Source organism: Sphingobacterium sp. WOUb80 (assembly GCF_050058145.1).
Taxonomy (GTDB): Bacteria; Bacteroidota; Bacteroidia; order Sphingobacteriales; family Sphingobacteriaceae; genus Sphingobacterium.
Map to the genome: position 1 here is coordinate 5,506,202 of NZ_CP165617.1, position 25,970 is coordinate 5,532,171.

26 protein-coding genes are annotated in these 25,970 nt (G+C 38.8%); 14 read left to right on the plus strand and 12 right to left on the minus strand.

Going from position 1 to position 25,970, the window contains the following annotated elements:
* Positions 1-3 precede the first annotated feature (3 nt).
* The 4 genes from AB1Z56_RS22655 to AB1Z56_RS22670 all read left to right on the plus strand — a co-directional run bounded on the left by AB1Z56_RS22655 (position 4) and on the right by AB1Z56_RS22670 (position 5,094).
* Positions 4-1,992 carry a TonB-dependent receptor plug domain-containing protein gene (locus AB1Z56_RS22655; protein WP_426790259.1) on the plus strand — a complete coding sequence of 663 codons (1,989 nt, stop codon included), beginning with the start codon at positions 4-6 and terminating at the stop codon, positions 1,990-1,992.
* Positions 1,993-2,013: 21 nt separating this feature from the next.
* On the plus strand, positions 2,014-2,865 hold the full coding sequence (locus AB1Z56_RS22660; protein WP_426790260.1) for an MbnP family protein: 852 nt from the start codon (positions 2,014-2,016) through the stop codon (positions 2,863-2,865).
* A gap of 81 nt (positions 2,866-2,946) precedes the next feature.
* Complete coding sequence (locus tag AB1Z56_RS22665) at positions 2,947-3,975, plus strand: cytochrome-c peroxidase (protein ID WP_426790261.1); 1,029 nt, start codon at positions 2,947-2,949, stop codon at positions 3,973-3,975.
* A gap of 21 nt (positions 3,976-3,996) precedes the next feature.
* On the plus strand, positions 3,997-5,094 hold the full coding sequence (locus AB1Z56_RS22670) for a hypothetical protein (protein ID WP_426790262.1): 1,098 nt from the start codon (positions 3,997-3,999) through the stop codon (positions 5,092-5,094).
* 56 nt (positions 5,095-5,150) lie between these two features.
* On the opposite strand, the gene folP is transcribed toward AB1Z56_RS22670, so the two are convergent.
* The 4 genes from folP to AB1Z56_RS22690 are packed head-to-tail and all read right to left on the minus strand — an operon-like array spanning position 5,151 to position 7,930.
* Positions 5,151-5,993 (minus strand): dihydropteroate synthase, encoded by an 843-nt coding sequence (gene folP, locus AB1Z56_RS22675; protein ID WP_309359834.1) that lies wholly within the window; start codon positions 5,991-5,993, stop codon positions 5,151-5,153.
* A gap of 32 nt (positions 5,994-6,025) precedes the next feature.
* Complete coding sequence (locus tag AB1Z56_RS22680; RefSeq protein ID WP_426790263.1) at positions 6,026-6,505, minus strand: DUF4920 domain-containing protein; 480 nt, start codon at positions 6,503-6,505, stop codon at positions 6,026-6,028.
* Position 6,506: 1 nt separating this feature from the next.
* Positions 6,507-7,085 carry an L-threonylcarbamoyladenylate synthase gene (locus tag AB1Z56_RS22685; RefSeq protein WP_426790264.1) on the minus strand — a complete coding sequence of 193 codons (579 nt, stop codon included), beginning with the start codon at positions 7,083-7,085 and terminating at the stop codon, positions 6,507-6,509.
* A gap of 26 nt (positions 7,086-7,111) precedes the next feature.
* Positions 7,112-7,930, minus strand: a complete 819-nt coding sequence (locus AB1Z56_RS22690) for a 2,3,4,5-tetrahydropyridine-2,6-dicarboxylate N-succinyltransferase (protein WP_070561716.1) — start codon at positions 7,928-7,930, stop codon at positions 7,112-7,114.
* A 399-nt stretch (positions 7,931-8,329) separates the two neighbouring features.
* Between AB1Z56_RS22690 and AB1Z56_RS22695 the strand changes: the two genes are divergently transcribed.
* On the plus strand, positions 8,330-8,740 hold the full coding sequence (locus tag AB1Z56_RS22695; protein WP_309359842.1) for an RNA-binding S4 domain-containing protein: 411 nt from the start codon (positions 8,330-8,332) through the stop codon (positions 8,738-8,740).
* Positions 8,733-9,782: an isoaspartyl peptidase/L-asparaginase family protein gene (locus AB1Z56_RS22700; protein WP_309359844.1), complete on the plus strand. Its 1,050-nt coding sequence runs from the start codon at positions 8,733-8,735 to the stop codon at positions 9,780-9,782. The genes AB1Z56_RS22695 and AB1Z56_RS22700 overlap by 8 nt, the downstream gene beginning before the upstream one ends.
* 121 nt (positions 9,783-9,903) lie before the next feature.
* On the opposite strand, the gene ytxJ is transcribed toward AB1Z56_RS22700, so the two are convergent.
* From ytxJ to AB1Z56_RS22725, 5 genes are all read right to left on the minus strand, one after another.
* The gene (ytxJ, locus tag AB1Z56_RS22705) at positions 9,904-10,242 is read right to left on the minus strand and encodes a bacillithiol system redox-active protein YtxJ (RefSeq protein ID WP_309359846.1); all 339 of its coding nucleotides are present in this window, start codon (positions 10,240-10,242) and stop codon (positions 9,904-9,906) included.
* A gap of 1 nt (position 10,243) precedes the next feature.
* On the minus strand, positions 10,244-10,984 hold the full coding sequence (locus tag AB1Z56_RS22710; protein ID WP_426790265.1) for a hypothetical protein: 741 nt from the start codon (positions 10,982-10,984) through the stop codon (positions 10,244-10,246).
* A gap of 220 nt (positions 10,985-11,204) precedes the next feature.
* Positions 11,205-11,693, minus strand: a complete 489-nt coding sequence (gene ribH / locus AB1Z56_RS22715; protein ID WP_309359850.1) for a 6,7-dimethyl-8-ribityllumazine synthase — start codon at positions 11,691-11,693, stop codon at positions 11,205-11,207.
* 90 nt (positions 11,694-11,783) lie between these two features.
* Positions 11,784-12,455, minus strand: a complete 672-nt coding sequence (locus tag AB1Z56_RS22720) for a tetratricopeptide repeat protein (protein ID WP_309359852.1) — start codon at positions 12,453-12,455, stop codon at positions 11,784-11,786.
* An 84-nt stretch (positions 12,456-12,539) separates the two neighbouring features.
* Positions 12,540-14,459 (minus strand): polysaccharide biosynthesis protein, encoded by a 1,920-nt coding sequence (locus AB1Z56_RS22725; protein WP_426790266.1) that lies wholly within the window; start codon positions 14,457-14,459, stop codon positions 12,540-12,542.
* A gap of 133 nt (positions 14,460-14,592) precedes the next feature.
* On the opposite strand from AB1Z56_RS22725, the gene AB1Z56_RS22730 reads away from it, so the two are divergent.
* Both AB1Z56_RS22730 and AB1Z56_RS22735 read left to right on the plus strand, forming a co-directional pair.
* Entirely contained in the window at positions 14,593-15,804 is a 1,212-nt protein-coding gene (locus tag AB1Z56_RS22730) for an alanine dehydrogenase (RefSeq protein ID WP_309359856.1), read from the plus strand.
* Between the two features lie 79 nt (positions 15,805-15,883).
* Positions 15,884-16,735, plus strand: a complete 852-nt coding sequence (locus tag AB1Z56_RS22735) for an alpha/beta hydrolase (RefSeq protein ID WP_426790267.1) — start codon at positions 15,884-15,886, stop codon at positions 16,733-16,735.
* 9 nt (positions 16,736-16,744) lie between these two features.
* Here AB1Z56_RS22735 and AB1Z56_RS22740 read toward each other — a convergent pair whose 3' ends face one another.
* From AB1Z56_RS22740 to AB1Z56_RS22750, 3 genes are read right to left on the minus strand one after another with little or no spacing between them, the layout of a single operon-like run.
* Complete coding sequence (locus AB1Z56_RS22740; protein WP_426790268.1) at positions 16,745-17,788, minus strand: ABC transporter ATP-binding protein; 1,044 nt, start codon at positions 17,786-17,788, stop codon at positions 16,745-16,747.
* 22 nt (positions 17,789-17,810) lie between these two features.
* Positions 17,811-18,221: a tRNA (adenosine(37)-N6)-threonylcarbamoyltransferase complex ATPase subunit type 1 TsaE gene (gene tsaE, locus AB1Z56_RS22745; RefSeq protein ID WP_309359862.1), complete on the minus strand. Its 411-nt coding sequence runs from the start codon at positions 18,219-18,221 to the stop codon at positions 17,811-17,813.
* Positions 18,222-18,233: 12 nt separating this feature from the next.
* A complete protein-coding gene (locus AB1Z56_RS22750) occupies positions 18,234-19,787 on the minus strand; it encodes a PglZ domain-containing protein (RefSeq protein ID WP_426790269.1) in 1,554 nt (517 codons plus the stop codon).
* 216 nt (positions 19,788-20,003) lie between these two features.
* On the opposite strand from AB1Z56_RS22750, the gene AB1Z56_RS22755 reads away from it, so the two are divergent.
* From AB1Z56_RS22755 to efp, 6 genes are all read left to right on the plus strand, one after another.
* Entirely contained in the window at positions 20,004-21,254 is a 1,251-nt protein-coding gene (locus AB1Z56_RS22755; RefSeq protein ID WP_426790270.1) for an HD domain-containing protein, read from the plus strand.
* A gap of 33 nt (positions 21,255-21,287) precedes the next feature.
* Positions 21,288-22,328, plus strand: a complete 1,041-nt coding sequence (gene lpxD, locus AB1Z56_RS22760; protein ID WP_293903124.1) for a UDP-3-O-(3-hydroxymyristoyl)glucosamine N-acyltransferase — start codon at positions 21,288-21,290, stop codon at positions 22,326-22,328.
* Positions 22,329-22,468: 140 nt separating this feature from the next.
* Positions 22,469-23,869 carry a bifunctional UDP-3-O-[3-hydroxymyristoyl] N-acetylglucosamine deacetylase/3-hydroxyacyl-ACP dehydratase gene (locus AB1Z56_RS22765; protein WP_309359869.1) on the plus strand — a complete coding sequence of 467 codons (1,401 nt, stop codon included), beginning with the start codon at positions 22,469-22,471 and terminating at the stop codon, positions 23,867-23,869.
* A 10-nt stretch (positions 23,870-23,879) separates the two neighbouring features.
* Positions 23,880-24,668, plus strand: a complete 789-nt coding sequence (gene lpxA, locus AB1Z56_RS22770; RefSeq protein WP_075990789.1) for an acyl-ACP--UDP-N-acetylglucosamine O-acyltransferase — start codon at positions 23,880-23,882, stop codon at positions 24,666-24,668.
* A gap of 17 nt (positions 24,669-24,685) precedes the next feature.
* Positions 24,686-25,315 carry an ABC transporter ATP-binding protein gene (locus AB1Z56_RS22775; protein WP_309359876.1) on the plus strand — a complete coding sequence of 210 codons (630 nt, stop codon included), beginning with the start codon at positions 24,686-24,688 and terminating at the stop codon, positions 25,313-25,315.
* Positions 25,316-25,399: 84 nt separating this feature from the next.
* Entirely contained in the window at positions 25,400-25,960 is a 561-nt protein-coding gene (efp, locus tag AB1Z56_RS22780; protein ID WP_313266256.1) for an elongation factor P, read from the plus strand.
* Positions 25,961-25,970: the final 10 nt, after the last annotated feature.

Genomic DNA, 25,970 nt, shown 5'->3' on the forward strand with positions numbered 1-25,970 from the left:
GCTATGAAGAAGATAAGTTTTAGTCTCTCGATGCTTTTCTTGGGATTGAATGTTAATGGACAAAGCAATGCTGTTACGCGTGATACAACGAGACGTCTTGAGGAGGTTACGGTTAATGCAGCTGTCAAAAGGAGGATTGAGAACGAATTGAAGATGGCAGTTTCTGTAGATGAGTTTTTGGCTTCTGCGAGTAATATTAGTTTTATCAAACGTGGTGCTTATGCCTGGGAACCGCTGCTCAATAACATGAGTAGTGAGCGTTCTACAATAACGATCGATGGAATGCATGTTTTTGGAGCATGTACCGATAAAATGGATCCCATAACGTCGTATGTCGAGAGTAATAATCTTTCATCTATAGCTATTAAATCCGGGCAGGAGGGGAATTTACATGGGGCTACTGTGGCAGGAAGTATAGATCTGAAAAGAAGAAATACCTCGTTTGGTCTACAGAAAAAAATTGGTGGAGCCTATCAGACAGGTTTTGAATTCAATAATAAGCAGACCTTTAATCTTGGAAATTTATATTATTCAAGTGACAAATTTGTGGCAGATGGAAGTATTGCTTTCCGGAAGGCAGGGAATTATTATGATGGCAATGACAATGAAGTAAGGCATTCTCAATATAATAAATTCAATGCATCGTTAGGCCTGGCCTATAAAACAAGTCCTCTTTCCGCTGTTCGAGTGGATGCTATTTTTGATCGTGCTAAAGATGTAGGCTTCCCAGCTTTACCAATGGACCTTTGGCTGTCGAGAGCAATTATTACTTCAGCGGCATACAAACAGCTGTTTGAAGAAGGCATGGTAAAAGTGTGGGATACCAAAGTTTATTTTAATGCAGTTGAACACTATATGGATGATACGACTCGTCCAGAAAATCTGGTTCATATGGATATGCCTGGCTGGAGCACAACCTACGGCCTTTTGTCCAAAATTAATCTGCAGAAAGATCGTTATTCTTCGGAAATACAAGTAAATGCTTACGATAATCTATCTATAGCAGAAATGCGTATGTATCCTCAGGACAGGTCCAAGCAAACCATGTTTGCCTATAGCTGGCCATGGGTGACCACACGTTTTGCGAGTGTAGCGATGAATAACACGCTGGATCTTTCCAATATCAGTAGAGTTGTCTTTGGGGGTTCATTGGGTTTGAACTATAACTATTCGAAATACATCGAATTTAACTGGATCTTCCATCCCGGTTCCCCACAAAAGAAAAATAGGATTCTTCCGAGCCTACATGCCAGCTATCAAATAAATATTGGTCAGTTTGACTTTTCTGTAGGTACAGGGTTTGGACACCGGGCTCCTTCCGTTTCGGAAGCTTATGGTTATTACATTTATAATAGTTTCGATCGCTATGATTACATCGGAAATCCGGATTTAAAAAATGAGGTTTCTTATGAAGCCAATGCCAGTGCCGGATTCAAGACGGGGAGATTGAGCATTGGTGCTAAGGCAAACTATTTCTTTATCCAAGATTACATTATTGGACGAATTTTGAGTTTGGGTAGCCCGATGAACTATCAATCCGTAGGTGTGAAAGGGTATACCTCCTTAGATCATGCGACATTGTTTAATCTAGCGCTCGATGCGCGGTACCAGATTTTGCCGGGTCTGGATTGGAAAGCTGTACTTACTTATGCCAGAGGGCAGGACAATATGGGTGGAAACCTGCCTTTTATACGTCCATTAAGTTACCAGACATCTTTGCATTACCGGTATAAAATGATTGGTGTGCAGACTTCCATCAACGGAGACTTTAGTCAGGTCAACTACAGTCCCGAATATGGTGAGGACCAAACGGCTTCTTATAAAATCTGGAATGTCTCTGCTGACTATAATTTCAAGATAAGAAAATTGACAGCTGTATTTCAGGTTGGTGCTGAAAATCTCTTCAATGAATACTATAGTACCTATGCGGATTGGGGAAATATACCCCGTATGGGTAGAAATATGTTCACATCCTTAAAAATCAATTTTTAATAATTTAAAACTTAGTATAAAATGAAAAAAAATACAATAAAACTTATGATGATCTCTTTGGTCATGATTTCATGCAGTAAAAGTGAAGATGTTGCCAATAATGTTAATTTGCATTTCAACAATACATTTAAAAATACGACAATCGTCTTAGGCGGAGCTGAATCTCCTGCGGCTACAACGAATACCTCGGCGAATGGGCAAGTGCATCAATTTTCGGAGCTTAAGTATGTAATTAGCAATATCAGGCTTATTAAGGCTGATGGGACTGAAATTCCTTATCATGTAAATGACTTAGACAAGGGGGCTACGGTGGTCAATCAGGCAAAGCTTTCGAGCCTGGACTATACGTTGGCCGACATACCTGTAGGAGAGTATAAACAGCTTAAGTTTGGATTTGGAGTGAAGCAGGAACTAAACACCCTGGATCAGTTTAGGTTCCCTGTATTTTATGCGGCTGCAGGTGCTAATGATACCCAAATGCATTGGCAGTGGGCGACGGGCTATCGTTTTGCCAAATTGGAGGGCTTTTATGAGAGTAATCATCAGAAATTTACGATTCATACTGGAAGTACATTAAATGGAAAGTCTGGGCAACCGGATACCTATGTACAGGGGGTAGATGCTTATCGCGATATCACCTTGGATTTAAATACAAGACTTGTCGTTGGTGGTAACCATCCGGAGATTACGATTAAGGCAGATTTTGATAAGCTATTCAGTGGAAATAATAAGATCATTATCGATGAAAAATATGAGACAGCACCACAACAACATGAGGGGATGGAGGTCATGGTAACGTATGTCAATAACCTCGGCGGAGACGGTAAGGAAGATCGCGTTGGAATGTTCGCTATAGAAAAAGTCAAAAATTAACGTAACCAGATAAAGATCACTACGGATAGCCTATACCACGTTTGAGTATAGGCTATCCATGATGATTTTATAATAATAGCTATGCAGATGAAAATGGTGGTCGGGATATTGTTTATGTTGTTATTCATATTATCCTGTCATGATGAGGATAGTTTGGTGTCGGATAACACTGATAATCCCGAGATTCTTTTTTTTATACCAACAGATTTTCCCAAGCTGAATAATTCTGTAAGTGATAATAAACCAACAAAATATGGCGTCGAATTGGGTGAAAAGCTATTTCATGAGAAACGATTTAGTGGTAATAATACGATCTCATGTGCAAGCTGCCATAATCCTTCTCTTGCTTTTTCAGATGGAAAAATGCAAGCGCTAGGTATATACGATCGCGTCGGATTGCGGAATACGCCGCCCTTACAGAATTTGGCCTTTATGAAATTTTACAATTGGGATGGTAACATTCTTGAACTGGAAAAGCAACCATTGGTTCCCATCATCACGCATGAGGAGATGAATTCCTCTATTTTGGAGGTGATCAGTAAAATTAGTAGCGATGATGATTACAAAGATTTATTTAAAAAGGCATTTGGTGATGGGGGGATAACGCCTGATCGGATTTATAAAAGCCTCGTACAATACGAGTACACTTTAGTATCAGCGAATAGCAAGTATGACAAAGTGAAAAGAAATGAAGGAGAAAAGTTTACGGAAACAGAAGAACGTGGATACAAGTTGTTTAAGCTAAAGTGCGCCGGTTGTCATGCGACGGAATTGTTTACTGACCAAAGTTTTAGGAATATAGGCTTTCCGCTAAATAAAAATATGGAGGAGGCTGGAAGAGCGAGGGTAACAGGAGTTTCTTCTGATTACATGGCTTTTCGGGTACCTTCTTTAAGAAATGCCGAATATACGGCTCCTTATGGAAGTTTTGGCCAATTTCCAACGTTAAGGTCGGTTTTGGACTATCTTGATAATGGGGTATTGGATGCAGCTAATTTAGATCCTTTGCTTAAAGAAAATGGCAATAGGATTGCTATGACCGAAGCCGAAAAGGAGGATATCGTCGCGTTTATTAAAACATTAAGCGATGCTGCCTTTGTAAGTAAATAAATTGACCCACCATAGGTACCGATGAAAGAGAACTATGCAGAAGAAATATCTGTAGCGTATCCGGAAGTAACATCGTTTTTATTTAAAGAAAAAGAACTAATTTCAATTATTCCGTTTAACAAACGCATTACGATTATGAACCTTTTCAGTATTTCTACGAAAATCTCTTCCATGTTGTGCCGAACATTCTTCTTTTTAGCTTTTATAGGAGGACTAGTCGGTTGTAAAAAAGGCAACTCAAATGATGACAAAGGCCCTTTAGCTGGGGGATATTCTATTTTAGTCAATAAGGGAAATGTGCTCGTCAGCGGTTTTAGGGCTGAGGGAGGAAATGTGAATACAAAATATTGGGTCAATGGAGACAATTCGAACCAAGCTACCTTTACGGGACTTGTCGGAAATCAATCTGGTTACAGACAATCCGTAGACAAAAAATCTAGAACTGTTTATACTTATAAAAACCTAGATGGTACGCTCCAAAACTATCAATTTAACCAAGGGAGCCTGGCAAATGAAGGTAAGATTTTCTATTATAAAGACAATACCATGATAAGTATGAAGGGGGATAACATTGGGAATATTTCCGCTGTTGATTTTTATAGTGGAAGGCCTTATTTTGGTGGTTTTCTGGGGGAAATCACTTCCTCTGAAACGGGAAAGGTTTTGCGCCCCATAACACCATTTGTATGGGATGGTAATTCATCGTTCACATTGTTGTCACTTCCCAAGAATGTGCTTTATTTTAAAGGCGTCAGTACGATCTATGCGTCAGGATCGGATGAGTTTTATGTAGGTGGACTTTGTGGTATGCCCGTGTATTGGAAAAATGAAGAACCGGTTGTGTTGGACGAACGTTACGGAGAGGTTTGGCAAATCACCAAATCGGGTTCTGATGTGTATGCCGTAGGACTAATCAATAAATACAATTCTAATAGTACGGGACATACTGCATGCTATTGGAAAAATGGAAAACTTCATGAACTTGAGGACCGTGCCCAGGCTTTCGGGATATATGTAGATGGAGATGATATTTATGTTTCGGGAGCAGTTGGAAATGTCCCCGCTAGCTACAGACCTTGTTATTGGAAGAATGGGGAGCGTGTTGACTTACCGATGTAACAGTTGAAAAAATACAGGTATATCTCCGCTATAAATAGGTCTCTCCATAATTGGAACTATGTATAGAAGAGATCAACTAATTGTTTGGCTTCCTTTACGTCATGTACCCGGAGTAGCTGTATACCTCTTTCGAGCAACAAGGTATTTAGAGCAGTCGTACCATTTAATGCATCTTGGGCTGTGATTCCGATTTTTTTATAGATCATGGATTTACGGGAGATTCCGCCCAATATGGGTAATTCGAAGTAGTGGAGCTCATTGACACGATAGAGCAATTCATAATTCTGTTCGACTGTCTTCGCAAAACCAAAACCCGGATCTAGAATAATATCCTTTACCCCGAGACTTTTCAATTTGGCTACGCGCTCACCGAGGAAAGTCGCTACATCTGTTACAATGTCATTGTATTCGGTTTTTTCTTGCATATTTTCAGGGATACCTCTCATATGCATGAGAATATAGGGAACTTGGTATTTCGCTATTGTAACAAACATATCATCGTCTAGTGTGCCGCCAGATACATCATTAACGATATGAACCCCTGCTTCGACTGCCGAAGCCGCGACATCAGCGCGGAAAGTATCGATTGATAAAATAGCTTCCGGAAATGCAGCCTTAATTGCGCGAATTGGGGGGATAGCGCGATCCATTTCTTCCTGTGAAGAGATCAGCGGGGCTCCCGGGCGGGAGGAATAAGCACCAATATCAAGAATTTGTGCGCCTTCAAGTAGTAGTTTCCTTGCTTTCTCTACCGCTAATTCAACTGTTGTATTGTCGCCGCCATCATAAAACGAATCCGGAGTCACATTAAGTATACCCATAATAACAGGCTTTTCGAAGGACATTAAATTCCCATCCACTCGTATGGAGTGGCAAGCTGAGGTTTGGAATCTTTTCATCAGAGAAACGATAGGGTAAGCGTATGAAAATTCTATTTTACAACCAGAACACCATCAGCTATAATACTAATGTCTTTCTTGGGTTGTGTAATTTGATCTATTTCAGTTTGTGATTTGCCAAGATCCTTGGCCGCGTGTTGTAAAGAAGCAACAGAAACTTCCTTTTTCTTTGCGATACCCTCGACGACAACTGTTTTACCAATAATATCTGCTGGCATAAAGAAACCATAGTCTTTGAAACGAACTGTAATTGGTTCTTCACCATCTCGTAGCAGTGTCATGAAACAGCCTTTTTTCTTGCAAACTTCAACAACTTTGCCTTCTATCCTCCCGTTGAAAGTATTTTTTTTGCTGAGTTCTTTTTCAAGCTTTGATACTGATATTGCATTGGAAGCAGCGATTTCCTTTCCATATTTTACACCTGGCTTGGCTGAAGGAATGTCCTTTTGCTGTGCCAAAGAAAGGTTGGCAAGGGCAATCCCTAATACAAAAAATAAAAAAATCTTTTTCATACTATTTTCTAATAAATTCGAATTTACCACTTGGGTCCAGTTTCATAATGGTAGATGATTTTCCATCTGTTGCTACATCTCTGTCGTAGGCGACAATATAGTCCACTCCCCCTTTGATAGCATCAGATATTTCGTCAAAATCTTTTGCTGTGGGTTCACCGCTAATATTTGCCGAAGTGGAGATTATTGGTTTGCGGAACCGTTGTAAAAGCTGTTCACAAAAAGGATGTTTAACAATCCGAATGCCAATTGATCCGTCTTCCGCTATTGCGTTGGAAGCAAGGTTTTTGGCATTCGAATAAACAATTGTCAATGGTTTTTCCGTATATTCAATAAGTTGATAAGCAACCTCTGGGATCTCATTGACATAACTCGCCAATTGATTGTCGTTATGTAATAAGACGATCAGGCTTTTGGATTTATCTCTTCCTTTCAGCTGGAAGACTTTTTCTACCGCATCTGGATTGGTAGCATCGCAGCCTATTCCCCAAATTGTATCTGTGGGGTATAAGATCAGTCCTCCATTTTTTAACGTCTCCAAGGCCTTATTCAAATCTTCTCGATCTACGAATCCACTCATTTTATTTTTTAATGCTAATTTTAACGTTAAACAGCGACATTGTGATCACGTAATGCGTCATTTAATGACGTCTTTTTGTCTGTAGACTCTTTACGTTGACCAATGATCAAAGCACAAGGAACTTGATATTCTCCAGCTGCAAATTTCTTCGTATAAGATCCTGGAATCACAACTGAACGGGCAGGTACATAACCTTTATATTCAACTGGCTCAGGTCCTGTCACGTCAATAATTTTTGTTGATGCTGTCAATACAACATTAGCGCCTAATACGGCTTCTTTTTCTACACGAATACCTTCGACCACAATCGCTCTTGATCCGATGAATACATTGTCTTCAATAATAACGGGAGCTGCTTGTACGGGTTCCAATACACCACCAATTCCGACGCCACCGCTTAAGTGCACATGTTTACCAATTTGCGCACAAGAGCCAACAGTTGCCCATGTATCTACCATAGTACCTTCGTCTACATAAGCACCAATATTAACATAAGAAGGCATCATAATCACTCCTTTAGCCAAATAGGCTCCTAAACGAGCGGAAGCTCCTGGTACAACACGCACTCCCGTATGTTTGTAGTCTGTTTTTAATTTCATTTTGTCATGAAACACAAAAGGACCAGCAGTCATTTCACGCATATCATTGATTGGGAAATATAAGATGACGGCTTTTTTTATCCAATCATTTACATGCCATCTCGTACCGATCATTTCAGCCACACGGATTTCCCCGCTATCTAACTTCATGATAACAGCACGGATCGCTTCTGTATATTCTTTATATTCTAATAATTGTCTGTCTTCCCACGCTTCCTCAATCAATTTTTTTAGTGGCTCTACCATATTATTTGTTTGCTTATTTGAATTAGTTTATTTTGATGTACAAACTTAGATAAAGTTGGACTTAAAAACAACTTTATCCATTGTTCCTTGCTATAGACTTTCCTGATACCAACACCGTACCAACTTATAATCAACTCCTAATCGTAACCACAGTGTGTGCACGGTGAGTCCACGTTGAGTCCACCTTTTAAAGGTGCATTCACTATGCAGATACCGTTTTAACAATCCGCTTGCAGTGAGGAGTTGGTATGGGTTTGGTGATAACTTGCCTGCAATTAGCTATTAAGCTCTTCATGCGAACGAATTAAAGACGTTTTAATAATTGAACTCAGTTTTACTGGAATTCTCTATAATTGCTTTTGGTTATATCGGTTCTAAAAATATAGTTATTTTTGTCATATGGCAGGAACATTGGAAAAATTGAGAATTGATAAATATTTGTGGTCAATTCGGTTATTTAAGACAAGAACTTTGGCAACAGAAGCCTGTAAGGCAGGACGAGTTAAACTAAATGGCCAAAATATAAAACCGTCTTACGAAGTTAAGATTAGCGATGTATATCATATCCAAAAAGGAATTGAGAAAAAAGTGGTAAAAGTCACGGGTCTTTTAGAGCGTCGTGTTGATGCAAAGACAGCAGTTCAATTTTATGAAGATCAGACACCAGTTGAAGAAACCGTAGGATTTAAATCCATGTTTCATGCTCCAGTCCTAAAGCGCGATCGTGGTACCGGACGCCCTACGAAAAAGGACCGTCGTGAAATAGATGGTTTACAATCTTCAGAATGGTGGGAGAAAGAAGATGAATAATCTGAAGATATGCGTCATGATCATGGTGGGAAGCCTATTGGCGATGTCCTGTAAATCGTATAGAAAATCGACAACTTCAGCTAAAGGTGAATTTATCTTGGCTATCCATGGCGGGGCTGGCACAATCTTGAAAAAGAATATGACAGATTCGATGGAGCAGGCTTATAAAACAGTATTGGAACAAGCTCTCAAAGTTGGCTATGAAAAAATTCAGCAAGGAGGAAGCAGTTTGGAAGCAGTTGAATCTGCTATTCATGTCATGGAAGATTCACCATTATTTAATGCCGGAAAGGGTGCTGTTTTTACACACGATGGGAGAAATGAACTGGATGCCGCGATTATGGATGGAAAGACTTTAGCTGCAGGAGCTGTTGCAGGGGTTTCGACTATAAAAAACCCGATCTCAGCAGCTAAAGCGGTGATGGAAAAATCTGAGCATGTGATGATGGTCGGTAGGGGTGCGGAGCAATTTGCTGCACAAGCGGGACTGGAAATCGTGGATCCTTCCTATTTTTGGACCAAAGCGCGTTGGGAGTCTCTACAGAAAATTAAAAAAGAAGATAATATCAAAACGCAATTGGATCATGATCAAAAACAGGGCTCACGTTTGGGTGTGACTAATAAAGATGCGAAATTTGGTACGGTAGGATGTGTTGCTTTGGATCGATACGGTAACTTGGCGGCGGGTACTTCGACAGGAGGGATGACAAATAAGAAGTTTGGGCGGATCGGTGATTCTCCAATTATCGGAGCTGGAACTTATGCTAATAACGAAACTTGTGCAGTTTCTTGTACAGGATGGGGAGAGTTTTATATTCGTCATGTAGCCGCTTATAAAGTGTCAGCATTAATGGAATATAAAGGTGAAGATGTTGTGCAGGCAAGTCAGGAAGTGATCGAAGGTATTGGTAAGATGGGCGGTAATGGGGGGATGATTGTTTTGGACAAAAATGGTCGTGTCGCTATGCCTTTTAATACAGCCGGTATGTATCGGGGAACTGTGACTAAAGATGGCAAGATTACCGTAGAAATTTATAAATAGTTACTCTACTATTTTTATACTCATAAAGTAGCCCAAGTGATCAATAAACGAAATATAACCCGTTGATCACTTGGGATAAGTTTTGTGGTTTTTATAGCATTTACAGGTGGTAACCTTAAAGTTAAAGTGCAGTCAGGTATTTTTCAATTTCGTCAAATTGAATATCACCATGCGAAGCATCATATCGGGTATTCTTCCCTTCGACGATCAATATTTGTGGCGACTGGTGTTCTACGTTCCAGCGTTGAGCAATTTCATTCGATAGTGAACGGTAGCGCAAGAGATCTAGAAGATAAATAGCATAATCATGGTCAGAAGTAGCTGACATTCGCTCCAGGCTACGCTTGGCCATATTACTTATACCACAAGTAGTGCTGTGTTTAAAGATGGCCGCGACTTTATCGGATTGGTAAAGTTCCTGTAACTGCTCTTCTGTATTTAATTCTATCCAATTAATCATATTATAGTTCTGTGAATTTTTTCTGTTCTACTTGTACAAAGGATGAAATAGAGGAAAATACGCAGCTCTTCTTATCGTTATTCGTAGCGTAAAAAAAACTAGGTAGCCGTATGCCATCCCCGATCTCCTTATATTTGCTTACTTCATAAGTAATTTTCTCCCCTTTGTCGGTGTACTCGTAATAAGTGATCTCGCCGGTATTTTGATCTATATAAATAGATCCATCTATCTTTAGACCAAAAATAGAACCAGACGAGCTGATATTTGCTATTGTTAACTTTTGTCCGCCAATGAAGCGTTCGGTTTGACTTTTTAGCGTGACATTTTTCTGCCCAATTAACGTGGGTAAAAGGAGGAGATTGAGATCTGAAAATAGTTGGCCTCGGATTGATTTTTTAATTTCAGCACCATCTGATGTTAAATTTCCTCCAACGTATAGTTTGTCAGCGCTGCTATTTTTAAAATTAAACAGATAAGTTACCTGATCGGTTCCACTATAGCCGTCAAACCTGCATTCTCCGGTTGAGCGATTGAATAAGAATTTGCGCTCATCATTGGACAATTGATCTGAAATCGTATTTCCCTTTGCTGAGAAAGCTAAAAATTGTAAGGAGTCCCATTTACCTTGGCCACCGATACTTTGCCATATCTGTTTGTTTAGACTATCACCTTGTGCTATAACATCGAGCTGACAGCATAAAGTAAGGCAAAATATCAATAGTACATTCGATAATGTTTTCATAATCCTATTTTTAAAGAAACAATCACAAAGCAAATAACTCCAGAATCGGGAGCATCCGGCTTGATGATTGCATTTTTATGCTAGTGAAAAATAAAAATCGATTAATAAAATAAGTGAATATCTTATTAATCGATTTATTCAAAATATGAAGTACCTGAGTTTCTACGTTGTGCTCAAAAATACTTTTCATCATTGAATGGTAGGCAAAATTGATACCAAACTAGAATTTTTTGGCAATATGAGCCATTTGTATAGCTGTAATAGCAGCTTCTTCACCTTTATTGCCATGTTTACCACCGGCACGATCCAATGCTTGCTGTAGATTATCCGTTGTCAACACACCAAAAATAGCGGGTTTGTTGTACTTGAGCCCTACATTGGCAATGCCGTTTGCAACTGCGTCACAAATAAAATCAAAGTGTCTAGTCTCTCCCTGAATGACACAGCCTAAGCAGATAACGGCGTCAAAACCCTGATTTCTGAGTGCGAGATCTGCTCCAGAAATTAACTCGAAACTCCCAGGAACCTCGATCACCTGGATATTACTTTCCCTAGCGCCGTGCTTTTCTAAGCCTGTAATTGCACCATTCAATAATGCACCAGTAATTTCTGCGTTCCATTGTGCAACAACGATTGCAAATTTGAATGGACTTGCATCCGCAACCTGGATATGCGAAAAGTCTGATAAATTTTTAATGCTACTTGCCATAATAGTAACAAAGATAGTGATTTTAGATGGTCACAAAAAAAGAGGCTATGAAATAGCCTCTTTTTTATTATGTTCTCTAGATTGATCCTATTAAAGGTGTGCTTGTACACGACCTAATAAACCATCAATTGTCGAAGCCTCTTGACTCTCCGGAAAATCTGTTTTGATCTTTTTGTAAGCGCTCTCTGCACTTTTGTAATCATTTTGTGCTTCGTATACAAGCCCTAATTTTTTCAAAAAGAGTGGCGTTGTATAGGAGTTGCTTGATTTTTCCGATGCCTGCTTATAATAGTCCGCTGCTTTTTTGTAATCTTTTAATTCTGAGTAAGCATCCCCTGTTAAACCAATGACCAAAGGATCTAAAATTTGACTTCCAGTAGGCGAGTATTTTTCGAGTGCTTTCACCGCTTCATCAAATTTACCTTGACGCAAATATAAACCGCCTAAATACGCATTAGCAATATTTGCAGATTTTGTATTTGAATACTCGTCGGCAATTTGTTTAAAACCAAGAAATGCACCGTCACCCATGATTGCTTTGTTTTGCAAAGAATCAATTGTAGCAAGCTGCTCTGCTTTATACATACGGTTTGAAGCTTCTTCTGCTCTTGGATCTAGATAAAGCTTTTGATATCCAAAATAAAGTAAGATCAATACAACGATACCACCTAAAATGAACACTACACTTTTTTGGTTATCTTGAAAAAAAGATCCTTTTGAAGGTTTGAAACCTTGATTTGTATTATTTGTGTTTTTAGACATTACTAATCAGTAAAATATGGATTGCAAAAATACACTTTTCGAGCAAATTTGCAAGTGTTTTGCAAATTTTAAAGTGAATTAACTTTAGTTTTCCGACTCGTTTGATAATTCTATTTCCTTGTCCAGTTGTTCGTAGATGGAATTTTTACTTTTGAATTCGGGTACAATAATTTTCATTTGATAGACAACTTCGTTTTTGTTTTGTGTCGCTAAACGCTGCTGCAATTCCTCAATTTTCATGCACACGATATCATAATTATTTTCCCTGACTTTGGCGATCATGATTTTTTCGTGGTGAGTCGGTAAGGTATTCTCTAAATCATTTAATAATTCCTCATATAATTTTTCTCCAGGTCTTAATCCCGTGAATTTTATTTCAATATCTTCATTTGGTTTAAATCCAGAAAGACGGATCATTTTTTTAGCGAGCTCAACTATTTTTACTGATTTCCCCATATCAAAGACAAAGATCTCTCCACCTTGTCCCATTGTTCCGGCCTCAAGAACTAATCGACATGCTTCAGGAATGGTCATAAAATAACGGGTGATTTCGGGATGGGTAACTGTTACAGGACCACCTTTTTGAATCTGATCTCTAAATCGGGGGATAACTGAACCATTTGAGCCTAGGACATTGCCAAAGCGGGTTGTTATAAATTTGGTGTGAACGTTTTCTCTCGATGAGTGTTCCAAATGATTGTTTAATGATTGTACATAGATTTCTGCAATACGTTTGGTTGCTCCCATGATATTTGTTGGGTTTACTGCTTTATCTGTGGAAACAAAAACAAATTTCTCGACCTGGAATTCTACGGCTAAATCAGCTAGATTTTTTGTTCCCATGACGTTGGTCTGTACAGCTTCTAGCGGGTGGTTTTCCATCATCGGCACATGTTTGTATGCTGCTGCGTGATATACATAGTGCGGTCTGAATGTTTCAAAAAGTAAGTGCATACGTCTTGTACTTCGAACATCCGCGATATAAGTATGATATACCTGATTTGGGAACTCATCTTGAAGGTCAAGCTGGAGGTTATGGAGTGGTGACTCCGCTTGGTCACAAAGGATAATCATTTGAGGTTCGTATTTCCCCAATTGGGATGCGATCTCACTTCCTATTGAACCAGCAGCTCCAGTAACTAGTATCCTTTTGCCCTTTGTCTGGCTTAGTATATGGTCGTCATTAATCTTGATCGGATCCCTTTCTAGCAAATCTTCGATTCTGATTTTTTGAATCTGATTAGGATTAAGGTCGCCATTCATAATCTTCTTAACGGGTGGTAGCGTTAAGATATTTACATTTTTTTCAAGTGCAACGTCTGTGATTTCATTTTTGCGGTCCGATGGAATGTTGTGCGAGGCGATGATGACTTCTTCAATATTTAGCGTGTTAATGAGGTGGCTAAACTTTTGAGAAGCGTAAATTTTGGTTCCATCAATTACTTTGTTGATCTTTTGCTCATTATCATCTAAAAATCCTACTATAGCATTTTTGGAGCGTACGTCATGGTCTAGTGTTCTTTTTACAGCAATCCCCAAGTCACCAGCACCATATATTAGTGTTTTTTTTCTGGAACCGCTGACTTTTTTTGTGTATAGAAAGAAAATTTTAATAATCGTTCTATATACGGTTAAAATAAGAAAGGAGAAGAGCGCAAAGAAGATAATGAGCGCAGTTGGAATGTTTCGTTCAATCTCGTTAGCCTGGATCACTAATTTGATAACCAAGAGAATGAACACACTGAATGTTATCGTTGATAATATACGTATTGAATCGATGGCACTTGTGTAACGAACGATCCCGGTATACATCTTGAACAGGTAAAATGACAAAGAGCATACACTTATGAATAAAATGTAACGAATACTAAAATCAATATCGAGCAGAAAATCGAAGTTAAAATCGTAGTAAATGACATTTGCAAGCAGATAAGCAATGGAGACACTAAAGATATCCAATAAAAAAATGATCCACCGGGGCACTATATTCACTTTACTGAGCATGGTATTATATCTGATTAATTAAGACAAATGTAGATAAATTTGTTTCATTCCAAAGCTGGGGGGAGGCAAATTTATCTTCGTTTGATAAGATTGATTATTTATTGTAATTTTAGCTAACTATCAATTTTACAAGATGAATGAGTTAGGAAAGCTTGCGAGTCAGGCTATGATTTCTCCAAAAGAGATGCTGTTTGAGAAGAAAAAGAATGCAAAAAGTTTATTTATAGGCATTCCAAAAGAAACCTCGCTGCAGGAAAAGCGGATCTGCTTGACGCCATTAGCGGTTGCATTATTGGTAGAAAATGGGCACGAGGTAATCATTGAGACAGGAGCGGGCAGTGGGGCCAATTTTTTAGATCATCATTACAGCGAACAGGGAGCCCGTATCGTGTCTTCACGGGAAGAAGTATATCAAGCCGATCTAATTATTAAAGTTGGTAGTCCTACGATCAGTGAAGTTAAGTTGATGAGAGAAAGGCAGCTCTTATTATCTTCCCAGCAACCGTCGTTAATGAATTTGGATGTACTAAAGGCATTAATGCACAAAAAAATTACCGCAATTTCATACGAATATCTGAGGGATGAAGGTGGTTGCCTGGCAGTGGTTCGCGCGATGAGCGAAATTGTAGGGGCAACAGCAACCTTAATTGCGGGAGAATATCTGAGCAATGCATTTGGAGGAAAAGGACTGATGCTCGGCGGTGTGACAGGGGTGGCTTCCACAGAAGTTGTCATTATTGGAGCGGGAACCGTTGGAGAGCAAGCCGCTCGAACGGCTTTGGCCCTGGGGGCAGAGGTCAAGGTTTTTGATAATTCGATTTATAAACTTAGACGTCTACAAAACAATTTGGGTAGCCGTGTATTTACCTCCGTTATACAACCTATTATTTTAAACAAGGCCGTTATCAGCTCAGATGTGGTTATTGGCGCTTTACGAGCTCGTAACGGGCGTTCTGCCTGTGTGATTTCGGAAGAGACGGTCTCTAAAATGAAACCTAATTCCGTTATTATAGATGTAAGCATTGATCAAGGGGGGAATTTCGAGACTTCGGAAGTGACATCTCATGATAAACCTATCTTTCGAAAATTTGATGTTATTCACTATTGTGTTCCCAATATCGCATCTCGGGTAGCACGGACGGCGACGTATGCCATGAGCAATATTTTTACTTCGATTTTGCTTGATTTTGCTGAACTCGGGGGATTGAAAAATGCAATCTGGAAGAATCCAGGCATCAGAAGTTCCATTTATTTATACCAGGGTAATCTTACGAATATAGATATGGCCTCAAGGTTTAATATGACTGCGAAAGATTTGGATCTCTTAGTTGTTTCCTCTTTATAGCTGATTAATCTTGACGAGTTCCTGAAGGTAATCTTTAGAACTTGATCTGTTATGAAATACCTTATAAATTATTATTCTAATGAAAAAAGTTTTTATGATTTTATGCTCGTTGATTTCTTTCGTTCAGGCGCAGGAAACAATAAACCTTTATACAGATTCCATTCCTAACGCTACGGATAAGGAAGCTGTAAATTTAGAAAAAAATGTCCCTAGGTTGTTCGCTTATACGCCAGATAAAGGTATTGATAAGAATATTGCAGTGCTTATTATTCCTGGCGGGGGGTATTCTCATATCGCGATGGACCACGAGGGGCATGCTGTTGCGAAAGAACTCATAAAAAATGGTTATTCAGCATTTGTTTTACAGTATAGATTGCCTTCACCGAATATTATGCGCGACAAATCAATTGGGCCACTTCAAGATGCTCAACGATCGATGCAATTAATTAGGACTTTACATCCCGAATTTCGAAAAGTGGGGGTGATTGGCTTTTCTGCGGGCGGGCATCTGGCATCTACTTTAATTACAAAGTTTAAAAAAGATTATATTGCAAACCCCTCCCATATTTCATTAAGGCCTGATTTTGCTGGGCTAATTTATCCAGTGATCTCTATGGAAAATGATATAACACATAAAGGGTCGCGTATTAATCTCATCGGAGAAAACCCGTCGGATGATCTAATTAGGCTGTTTTCTTCCAATTTGCAGGTGTCTCCTGAAGTTTGCCCCGTTTTCTTTGTGCACGCCAAAGATGATATGGCTGTACCTATAGAAAATAGCTATAGAATGATGGCTGCCCTGGATAGGGAAAAAGTACCCAATAAGCTTTATACCTTTGAGCAAGGGGGGCACGGTTTTGGATTAATTAACAAGACCTCAGATAAATTATGGTTTGACGCATTCTTGTCTTGGCTAAAAACACAAGACTAGGGTATCAAATTAATGGTCAAAAGCAATCCAATGGGATATCGTTAGATCAACAGCCTGTTGTTTTTGTGGAATTACCTGCGATGTGATAATCGCGTGTAAGTTAATTTCATTATTGCTGACGACGATTTCATAATAAAAACCTCTGAATCGGACATCTTTTACAAAGAAAGTTGACTCTTCTGAAGGACTTATTGAAATCCATTCTTGATGAATCGCGATTGGTTTTTCGCTTGCTATGCCTAAATTTTGAGCTTGCTCAACTTGCAGTATATTGCTTTTTGCCAGTAATTGAGCGGTATAAGGATGAGATGGTTGGTTGTAAAGTAGATGCGGATTATTTTGATCTAAAATTTTACCTGCTTTCATCACAATAAGATTGTCTGCCAAGGCAAGTACTTCTGTTGGATCGTGCGAAACTAAAATGACTGTTAACCCAGTTTCTTTGACAATATCTTTTATATCCTGTTGCAGAGTGTCGCGAAAAGAGGCGTCTACCTGATTAAATGGCTCGTCCATTAGTAAAACTTCGGGCTCGTTGATTAGCGCTCGACAGATTGCTACGCGTTGTTTTTCTCCACCACTGATGTCTGCTACTCTTTTTCGTGCCAGGTGGTCTATGCGTAAACGTTGCAATATTTCCGCTGTTTTGTCTTGCTTGCGTTTGATATCTGTATTGGGTAATTGTGAAGCAACATTATCCCAGACATTGGCATAAGTATTCAAATCGTCGAAGCCTTGTGAGACTAATTTCATGGCATCGTGGCCGGGAATTAACTTGTCTTTACGTGTGGGGACTTGCCAGCCTTTGTAGCGTACAATACCGCCAGTTGGTTCCAATAAGCCATAGATAAGTCTAAGCAATGTGCTTTTTCCGCTGCCGGATTCACCGATGATAGCCGTTATTTTCCCTTCTTCGATATCGAAAGAGCTGTTTTCAACAGCAAATTGGGCATTGTTCTCGTGAAAGGAAAAGCTAAGGTGTTCGGCATGTATAGCCGCTAATCCGGGCACATGGATATCAGATGGAATATATTGACAAGATGAGTGAGCCATAGTAAGAGTCAAAAAAGGTAGATTAACGAATCGAAATTTTCCGTGTTGTAGCATCTATGATGCTGATATGTATTTCTTTTGCTTCTTCAGGAAGTAAATTTGGGATTTTTTCCGGCCATTCCACAAAACAGTATGCACCTGAATAGAAATATTCCTCATAACCGAAATCGAATGCCTCTTGCTCATCTTTAATGCGATAAAAATCAAAGTGATATATTGGCCCCGTGGCAGATTCGTATTCATTTACAATGGAGAATGTTGGACTAGAGGTGCTATCCTTTACGTTCAATTGCGTGCACAGGTGTTTTACGAAGGTTGTCTTTCCAGCTCCCATTGGACCATATAATAGAAAAATTCGGTCCTTTGGAAAACTATTTAAAAGTGTCTGCGCAGCTTGAGATAGACCTGCTGTCGTATTTACGATAATTTCCATGTTGCAAAATTACTATTTCGGTAAATATGTCGCAAAGGGGATAATCATTTCTTCCAAAGAGATCCCACCATGCTGGAACGTTCCATTAAAGTAATTTACAAATTGATTGTAGTTGTTGGGATAAACAAAATACGAATCTTCTTTCGCGAAAACGTATGTTGAACTAACATGAAGTTTAGGCAGCTGTGCGTCATGGGGATTTTTGATGGCAAAAACATCCTTGTCGATATAGTTCAGGTTTTTCCCCTGTTTATATCTCAAATTTGTATTTGTGTTTCGATCACCCACTATTTTACTTGGTTTTTTTACACGGATGGTGCCGTGGTCAGTTGTAACAATTACGCGAACTTTCTTTTGTGAAAGCCATTTCATGGCCTCTAATAGTGGCGAATGTTCAAACCATGACAAAGTGAGTGAGCGGTACGCTGCTTCGTCGTTTGCTAATTCGCGAATCATCGAACTGTCCGTACGTGCATGAGATAGCATATCAACAAAGTTATATACTAATACATTGAGTTGATTGTGCATCAAATTACCGAGATTGTCTAAAACATCCTTTCCCTGTTCAAGTGTCAATATTTTTGTATAGGAGTGTTTTATGGGTTTGCGATATAACCGTTTAACCTGATCTTCCAAGAATTTATCCTCATATAAATTCTTGCCCCCTTCATCTTCGTCGTTTTGCCATAATTTTGGAAAGCGTTTTTCCATTTCTAACGGAGTTAAACCACTAAAGATAGCATTCCTAGCATATTGTGTTGCTGTCGGTAAAATACTGAAATAGTTTATTTCCTCTTCAAGTCTAAAATAATCGGTGATGACCTCATTTATAATTTTCCATTGATCGAAGCGCAAATTGTCTATTAGAAAGAAAAATGTTGGGATCTCATCTTCCAACGTTGGAAATACTTTCTTCTTAAATAGTTGATGTGATAGGATGGGTGCCTGCTCGGGGCGATTGATCCATTGTATGTAGTTGTTTTCTATAAATTTAGAGAATTGCATGTTTGCTTCGGATTTTTGCATCGTCAGAATTTCATGCATATTATTGTCCTCAAGCTTTTCAAGTGATAATTCCCAATAGACGAGTTTTTTGTAAACTTCCGACCATTGATTGAAATCCAGGTTGTCATTTAGGATCATCCCTAAATTGCGGAAGTCTTGTTGATAGGCCATGGATGTTTTTTCATTCACAAGACGCTTGTTCTCGGTCAATTTTTTGATCGTCATCAAGATCTGTTTAGGATTGACAGGCTTAATGAGATAATCATCTATTTTGGAGCCGATAGCATCTTCCATGACATGCTCTTCTTCGTTTTTTGTGACCAGAACAATAGGAACAGTCGGATTGATCGATTTGAGTATGGCAAGTGTTTCAAGACCTGTAAGTCCAGGCATATTTTCGTCTAAGAAAACGAGATGGAAAAAACCATTTTTAAAGGCTTCAACGGCATCATTCCCATTATTGACTGTGTCAACTTTGTATCCCTTGCTTTCTAAAAATAAAATATGTGGTTTTAGAAAGTCAATTTCATCGTCAGCCCAAAGAATATGTGTTTTTTGCATCGTGTTATTATATATGTCTATTAGTGGGGGAGATCGGATTTGCGATCTAGTGCTAACATAAGCAAATATCGTGCTTTAGATTTTATTTTTAACATTTCTTAACGATGAACTAACTATCTTTGTTTTAAGTTTATACTAGTGTTAACCAGGAGTTCATGTTTAAGGGGCTCGGTTTCATATTTATAGTGTTGATGATAGTATTAATTTATCGCCACATTGAACAAAAATAAAATTATTAATGATCCGGTATATGGATTTGTTGCGATTCCGACGGGATTGGTTTTTGACCTAGTGCAACATCCTTATTTTCAAAGGCTCCGTTATATCAAACAGGTGAGCATGACACATCTTGTTTATCCCGGTGCTTTGCACACTCGTTTTCAGCATGCCATAGGAGCGATGCATTTAATGTCTATGGCTTTGGAAACTTTGAAAGGCAAAGGCGTTAGAATTGCTGAGGAAGAAGAGGAGGCCGTTCTTTCGGCAATTTTGCTCCATGATATAGGTCACGGTCCTTTTTCACATTCCTTGGAGCATAGTTTGATTGAAGTCGTTTCTCACGAACTATTGTCCTCCCTTTTAATGGATCGAATCAACAATGATTTGGGGGGAAGACTAAGCCTTGCGATTACAATCTTTAATAATAAATACGAACGTAAATTTCTTCATCAATTGGTGTCGAGCCAATTGGATGTTGACCGAATGGACTACCTCAATAGAGATAGTTTCTTTACAGGTGTATCAGAAGGTGTGATCTCATTTGACCGCATCATAAAAATGCTCAATGTGGTGGAAGATGAGATTGTGGTGGAATATAAAGCACTTTATTCTGTTGAGAAATTTCTGATTGCTCGAAGACTGATGTATTGGCAAGTGTATTTGCACAAGACCGTTATTGGTGCTGAACAGTTGTTAATTAAAATTTTGCAGCGGGCAAAATATTTGACGGCTGCCGGTGACAAGCTCTTCGCTACTCCGGCGTTTCATTGGTTTTTAAGTCAGCAGATCAACAAAAGTAATTTTTTGGATGACCCGTTACATTTGGATTGGTTTACTCGTTTAGATGATACGGATATTATGTCAGCCATAAAAACATGGGAGCGTCATGGGGATCATATTCTAAGTGAAATGTGCCAACGCGTTATGAAGCGTAATCTTTATCGTTCTATCATGAGTGATAAACCATTTACACCGGCATATATTGATTTGGTGAAGACGAAAGTACAGGAAAGAATGGGTGTGGCTCAAAAGGATATTCATTATTATGTGTTTACGCAGGAAATTCAAAACCGTGCCTATAACTCTTCCAAGGATCAAATTAAAATATTATTGAAATCGGGTGAACTTGTGGATATAACAGAAGCTTCTGATCTCGGAAATTTAGAAGCATTATCGAAAAATGTGGCTAAATATGCTTTATGTTATCCAAAAGAGGTGGGTTATGTTGCAATTACTTCCAGCAAGTAGTTATTTTTTAATAAAAAAACATAGATTTGTACCATGCAATTTACTGCTCAACAAATAGGGACATTATTAGAAGGACGGATTGAAGGAAATCCAGAAGTTACTGTAGGTAACCTTGCCAAAATTGAGGAAGGTAAAAAAGGCGATCTTTCTTTTTTGTCAAATCCAAAATATGAGCATTTTATTTATACTACTGATGCCTCGATTGTAATTGTTAACGATGACTTACAATTGATCCAGGAGACCAAACCGACATTGACGATCATACGGGTAAAGAATGCTTATGCGGCGTTCTCCACTATTCTGAACATGTATAATGAGTTTCGTCTTGACAAAAGCGGACGTGAGGAACCTCATTTTATACATGCTGAAGCTGAGATCGGCCAAGGTGGGTATATAGGTGCATTTGTTTATATTGGTCGAGGTGCCTCTATTGGAGACAATGTGAAAATTTACCCGCAAGTCTATATTGGAGATAAAGTTACGATTGGAGATAATACAACGCTCTATCCTGGGGTAAAGATTTATCACGATTGTAAGATTGGAAAAAATGTCGTCGTACATTCTGGTGTTGTGATTGGATCAGATGGATTTGGATTTGCACCACAGGAAGATGGAACATATAAAAAAGTTCCTCAGATTGGTTACGTTCAAGTGGAGGACAATGTTGAGATTGGTGCCAATACAGTAATCGATCGAGCCACAATGGGAGCGACTATAGTGCGTGATGGTGTTAAGTTGGATAATTTGATCCAAATTGCCCATAATGTTGATATTGGAAAGAATACAGTAATCGCAGCGCAAACAGGTATTTCCGGTAGCTCAAAAATCGGAGAGCATGTGGTTTTGGGAGGTCAGGTTGGCGTTGTTGGACATATCGTTGTTGCAAAGGGATCTCAAATCCAGGCCCAATCAGGAGTGAATAGATCAATTAAAGAAGAAGGTAAAAAGTGGGGCGGCACCCCAGTGATGCCTTACCAACCGCAATTGCGTTCTAATGTGATTTTTGCACGTCTTCCTGAATTAGAAAAACGGATTCAAGAGTTAGAAAAGTTAGTAGAAAAAAAATTGAAATAATTATTTTTCATTGAAAATAAACTGTTCTTTAATTGTGATGAAACAATTATTCAGAGCCGATCTATATAGATTCATCTAAATAGTTTAATGCATGAATGTTTTATCAAAAGAAGTTTTGATTTAAAAATATGTTATTAGAAATGAATGTAAAACAGAGAACCATCAAAAACGAGGTTGAGATTTCGGGGGTAGGTCTTCATACAGGAAAAATTGTATCGATGACCATTAAACCGGCTCCGGAAAATCACTGGTTTAAGTTCAGACGTGTAGATTTAGAGGGACAACCAGAAATTTTGGTTGATGCGGATAATGTTACGGATACCTCCAGGGGAACGACAATTACGCAGAATGGGGCAAGTGTGAGTACAATTGAACATTTGATGGCATCTTTAATTGGTTTACAGATTGATAATGTGCTGATTGATATTGATGGCCCTGAAATACCCATCCTAGATGGGAGTTCAGCGATTTTTGTAAAATTGTTTGAGGAGGCAGGATTTGAAGAACAGGATGCTGATCGAGATTATTATGAGATATCTAATAATATCCATTATGCGGAGCCAGATCGTAAAGTCGAGATATTGGGCATGCCGATGGATGGATATCGGTTGACTTGTATGATCGATTTCAATTCGCCTGTCTTGGGTAGCCAACATGCTGCGATTACATCAATTGAGGATTTTAAATCTGAAATAGCTTCTTCGCGTACGTTTTGTTTCTTGCACGAATTGGAAATGTTGGTTGATCATGGACTTATTAAAGGGGGGGATTTGAGTAATGCGATCGTTATTGTGGATAAGGAGACTTCTCCTGAGGAGCTGCAAAAATTAGCGCATCTTTTCCATAAAGAAACCGTTGCAGTTGCTAAAGAAGGAATATTAAACAATAATCAATTGCGTTATCAAAATGAACCTGCCCGACATAAATTGTTGGACATGGTTGGAGATTTAGCGCTAGTGGGAAGACCTCTGAAAGGCCATATTATGGCTGCTCGTCCAGGCCATGCTGCAAACGTTGCTTTTGCAAAAAAGATAAAAGAGCAGATCAAGAAAGATAAAACGCGTAAAAAAATTAAAGTTTACGATCCAAATATGCCTGCATTATACGATACGGTAGAAATTATGAAAATTTTACCGCATCGTCAGCCCATGCTTATGGTGGATAAAATCCTCGAATTGACGGAGACGCATGTTGTAGGTTTAAAGAATGTTACCATGAACGAAGATCTATTTATGGGACATTTTCCTGGAGCACCATTATTTCCGGGTGTCTTGCAAGTGGAGGCTATGGCTCAGACTGGGGGAATTTTGGTTCTAAAGACAGTTCCTGATCCAGAGAATTGGTTAACCTTATTCCTTAAAATTGAGAATGCACGTTTTAAAGCACAGGTAACTCCAGGAGATTCTGTTATTTTTAGATGTGACTTAATGGAGCCGATTCGAAGAGGTATCGCAAAAATGAAAGGTGTGGCGATGGTAGGAGAAAAAATTGTGTGTGAAGCGGAGCTTATGGCACAGATCGTAAGAGTAAATAACAACTAAAGTAGTATAGATGATACAGCCATTAGCTTATATTCATCCGGAGGCAAAAATTGCTAAAAATGTGGTCATCGAACCATTTGTAACGATCTATAAAGACGTCGTCATTGGTGAAGGCACCTGGATAGGTTCAAATGTGACGATCATGGATGGAGCTCGAATTGGAAAAAACTGTAAAATATATCCCGGTGCAGTAATCTCTGGGGAACCTCAAGATTTAAAATTTGATGGGGAGATTACTACAGCTGAAATTGGTGATAATACAACCATTCGTGAGTGTGTAACCATCAATAGAGGAACCAAGGATAGGTATAAAACGGTCATTGGAAAAAATTGTTTGATCCAAGCTTATAGTCATGTTGCGCATGATTGCGAAGTAGGTGATAACTGTGTTTTTTCAAACAACAGTACACTTGCTGGACATATTACTGTAGGTGATTATGTGGTACTTGCTGGAATGGTAGCTGTACACCAATTTGTCAAAATTGGTTCGCATGCATTTGTTACTGGTGGTTCATTGGTGCGTAAGGATATTCCTCCTTTTGTAAAGGCCGCGCGTGAACCGATTTCTTATGCAGGGATTAATTCTGTTGGATTGAGAAGAAGAGGGTTTTCCGAAGAGCAAATTGCCGAGATTCAGAACCTTTATCGCATTCTTTTTGTCCAAAACAGAAATTTGGCTAAAGCGATAGAAATTATAGAAGCTGAGTATCAGGCAACAGAAATCCGTGATGAAATCTTGGATTTTATTCGGAACTCAGGTCGGGGTATCATGAAAGGATTCAATAATAGAGCGATGTAATCGCGTTATCGATTCTAGTGAATTTGAAAATTATATTAAAAGACATTGGTAGGAGGTATAACAACGAATGGATTTTTAGGCATATAAACTATACCTTCGAGTCCGGCAAGAGTTATGCCATCCTTGGCCATAATGGTTCAGGGAAATCTACTTTTCTAAAAGTACTTTCAAGTTGTTTGACACCTTCAGCGGGTGAACTGACCTATACGGATGGAGACAAAGTCCTACCCGTGGACAATATCTATCAGCAACTATCTCTCGCAGCTCCTTATGTTGAACTGATTGAGGAATTCACCTTAAATGAGCTGATTGATTTCCATTTTAAATTTAAAAATTATCTTCCCTCCTTTGATAAAGAAACTGTTGTCAGCCTGTTGGGATTAGCACATGCACTGGACAGAGAGATACGTTTTTTTTCCTCAGGTATGCGGCAGCGTGTAAAGCTGGCACTGGCTTGCTGTTCTGCATCTGACTTGGTTTTGTTGGATGAACCTACAAGTAATTTGGATAGTGCGGGTGAACAATGGTATCTTAGCTTGATAGACCGGACAAAGTTGCCATCCAGATTATTTATCGTCTGTTCGAACCAAAAAAAAGAGTATGAATTCTGCGATGAAAGTATTTCCATTGTAGATTTTAAAAAGTAGCGAATGAAATTTTAATAACACAATTAGTTTTTGTACTTTTGACGACTCAATAATGAGATAACCGTTTAAAGTTCAATTCAAAGAATGGCTAAGGCATCAGAGGTAAAATCAGGAAATATCTTAAGATTTAACGGAGAATTAGTGTCCGTAGAAGAATATATACACCGTACACCAGGCAATTTACGTGCGTTTTATCAAGCGAGAATGCGCAATGTTAAAACTGGAAAGCTAGTTGAATACCGTTTTAGAGTTGACGAGTCTGTAGAGATCGCACGTGTAGAAACGAGTGATTATCAATATTTATATGAAGATGGTGAGTTCTTCGTGGTGATGGATAATAATACATACGAGCAATTTAATATCCCGAAATTTTTGTTCGGTGATTCAGCGCGTTTCTTGAAAGAGGGAATGACTGTAATTATTGCTTTTGAAAGCGACGAGCCTATTATGGCAGAAGCTCCAAAAAGTGTAGAATTGGAAATTACATATACTGAACCGGCTGTAAAAGGAGATACTTCTACAAATGCATTGAAAAAGGCGACTGTAGAGACAGGTGTTGAGATTATGGTGCCGTTGTTCATTAATCAAGGTGAGAAAGTAAGAGTTGATACGCAAACTGGTAGTTATATCGAGCGCGTAAAATAATAGAAAGATT

Coding starts and splice junctions, on each gene's coding strand:
- AB1Z56_RS22730 (WP_309359856.1), top strand. CDS start 14,593: ATGAATGAGTTAGGAAAGCTTGCGAGTCAGGCTATGATTTCTCCAAAA.
- AB1Z56_RS22700 (WP_309359844.1), top strand. CDS start 8,733: ATGAATAATCTGAAGATATGCGTCATGATCATGGTGGGAAGCCTATTG.
- lpxD (WP_293903124.1), top strand. CDS start 21,288: ATGCAATTTACTGCTCAACAAATAGGGACATTATTAGAAGGACGGATT.
- AB1Z56_RS22690 (WP_070561716.1), bottom strand. CDS start 7,930: ATGGTAGAGCCACTAAAAAAATTGATTGAGGAAGCGTGGGAAGACAGA.
- AB1Z56_RS22665 (WP_426790261.1), top strand. CDS start 2,947: ATGCAGATGAAAATGGTGGTCGGGATATTGTTTATGTTGTTATTCATA.
- AB1Z56_RS22670 (WP_426790262.1), top strand. CDS start 3,997: ATGAAAGAGAACTATGCAGAAGAAATATCTGTAGCGTATCCGGAAGTA.
- AB1Z56_RS22685 (WP_426790264.1), bottom strand. CDS start 7,085: ATGAGTGGATTCGTAGATCGAGAAGATTTGAATAAGGCCTTGGAGACG.
- AB1Z56_RS22750 (WP_426790269.1), bottom strand. CDS start 19,787: ATGCAAAAAACACATATTCTTTGGGCTGACGATGAAATTGACTTTCTA.
- AB1Z56_RS22740 (WP_426790268.1), bottom strand. CDS start 17,788: ATGGCTCACTCATCTTGTCAATATATTCCATCTGATATCCATGTGCCC.
- AB1Z56_RS22710 (WP_426790265.1), bottom strand. CDS start 10,984: ATGAAAACATTATCGAATGTACTATTGATATTTTGCCTTACTTTATGC.
- folP (WP_309359834.1), bottom strand. CDS start 5,993: ATGAAAAGATTCCAAACCTCAGCTTGCCACTCCATACGAGTGGATGGG.
- efp (WP_313266256.1), top strand. CDS start 25,400: ATGGCTAAGGCATCAGAGGTAAAATCAGGAAATATCTTAAGATTTAAC.
- AB1Z56_RS22720 (WP_309359852.1), bottom strand. CDS start 12,455: ATGTCTAAAAACACAAATAATACAAATCAAGGTTTCAAACCTTCAAAA.
- AB1Z56_RS22695 (WP_309359842.1), top strand. CDS start 8,330: ATGGCAGGAACATTGGAAAAATTGAGAATTGATAAATATTTGTGGTCA.
- AB1Z56_RS22660 (WP_426790260.1), top strand. CDS start 2,014: ATGAAAAAAAATACAATAAAACTTATGATGATCTCTTTGGTCATGATT.
- ytxJ (WP_309359846.1), bottom strand. CDS start 10,242: ATGATTAATTGGATAGAATTAAATACAGAAGAGCAGTTACAGGAACTT.
- tsaE (WP_309359862.1), bottom strand. CDS start 18,221: ATGGAAATTATCGTAAATACGACAGCAGGTCTATCTCAAGCTGCGCAG.
- AB1Z56_RS22765 (WP_309359869.1), top strand. CDS start 22,469: ATGAATGTAAAACAGAGAACCATCAAAAACGAGGTTGAGATTTCGGGG.
- AB1Z56_RS22655 (WP_426790259.1), top strand. CDS start 4: ATGAAGAAGATAAGTTTTAGTCTCTCGATGCTTTTCTTGGGATTGAAT.
- AB1Z56_RS22735 (WP_426790267.1), top strand. CDS start 15,884: ATGAAAAAAGTTTTTATGATTTTATGCTCGTTGATTTCTTTCGTTCAG.
- AB1Z56_RS22725 (WP_426790266.1), bottom strand. CDS start 14,459: ATGCTCAGTAAAGTGAATATAGTGCCCCGGTGGATCATTTTTTTATTG.
- lpxA (WP_075990789.1), top strand. CDS start 23,880: ATGATACAGCCATTAGCTTATATTCATCCGGAGGCAAAAATTGCTAAA.
- ribH (WP_309359850.1), bottom strand. CDS start 11,693: ATGGCAAGTAGCATTAAAAATTTATCAGACTTTTCGCATATCCAGGTT.
- AB1Z56_RS22680 (WP_426790263.1), bottom strand. CDS start 6,505: ATGAAAAAGATTTTTTTATTTTTTGTATTAGGGATTGCCCTTGCCAAC.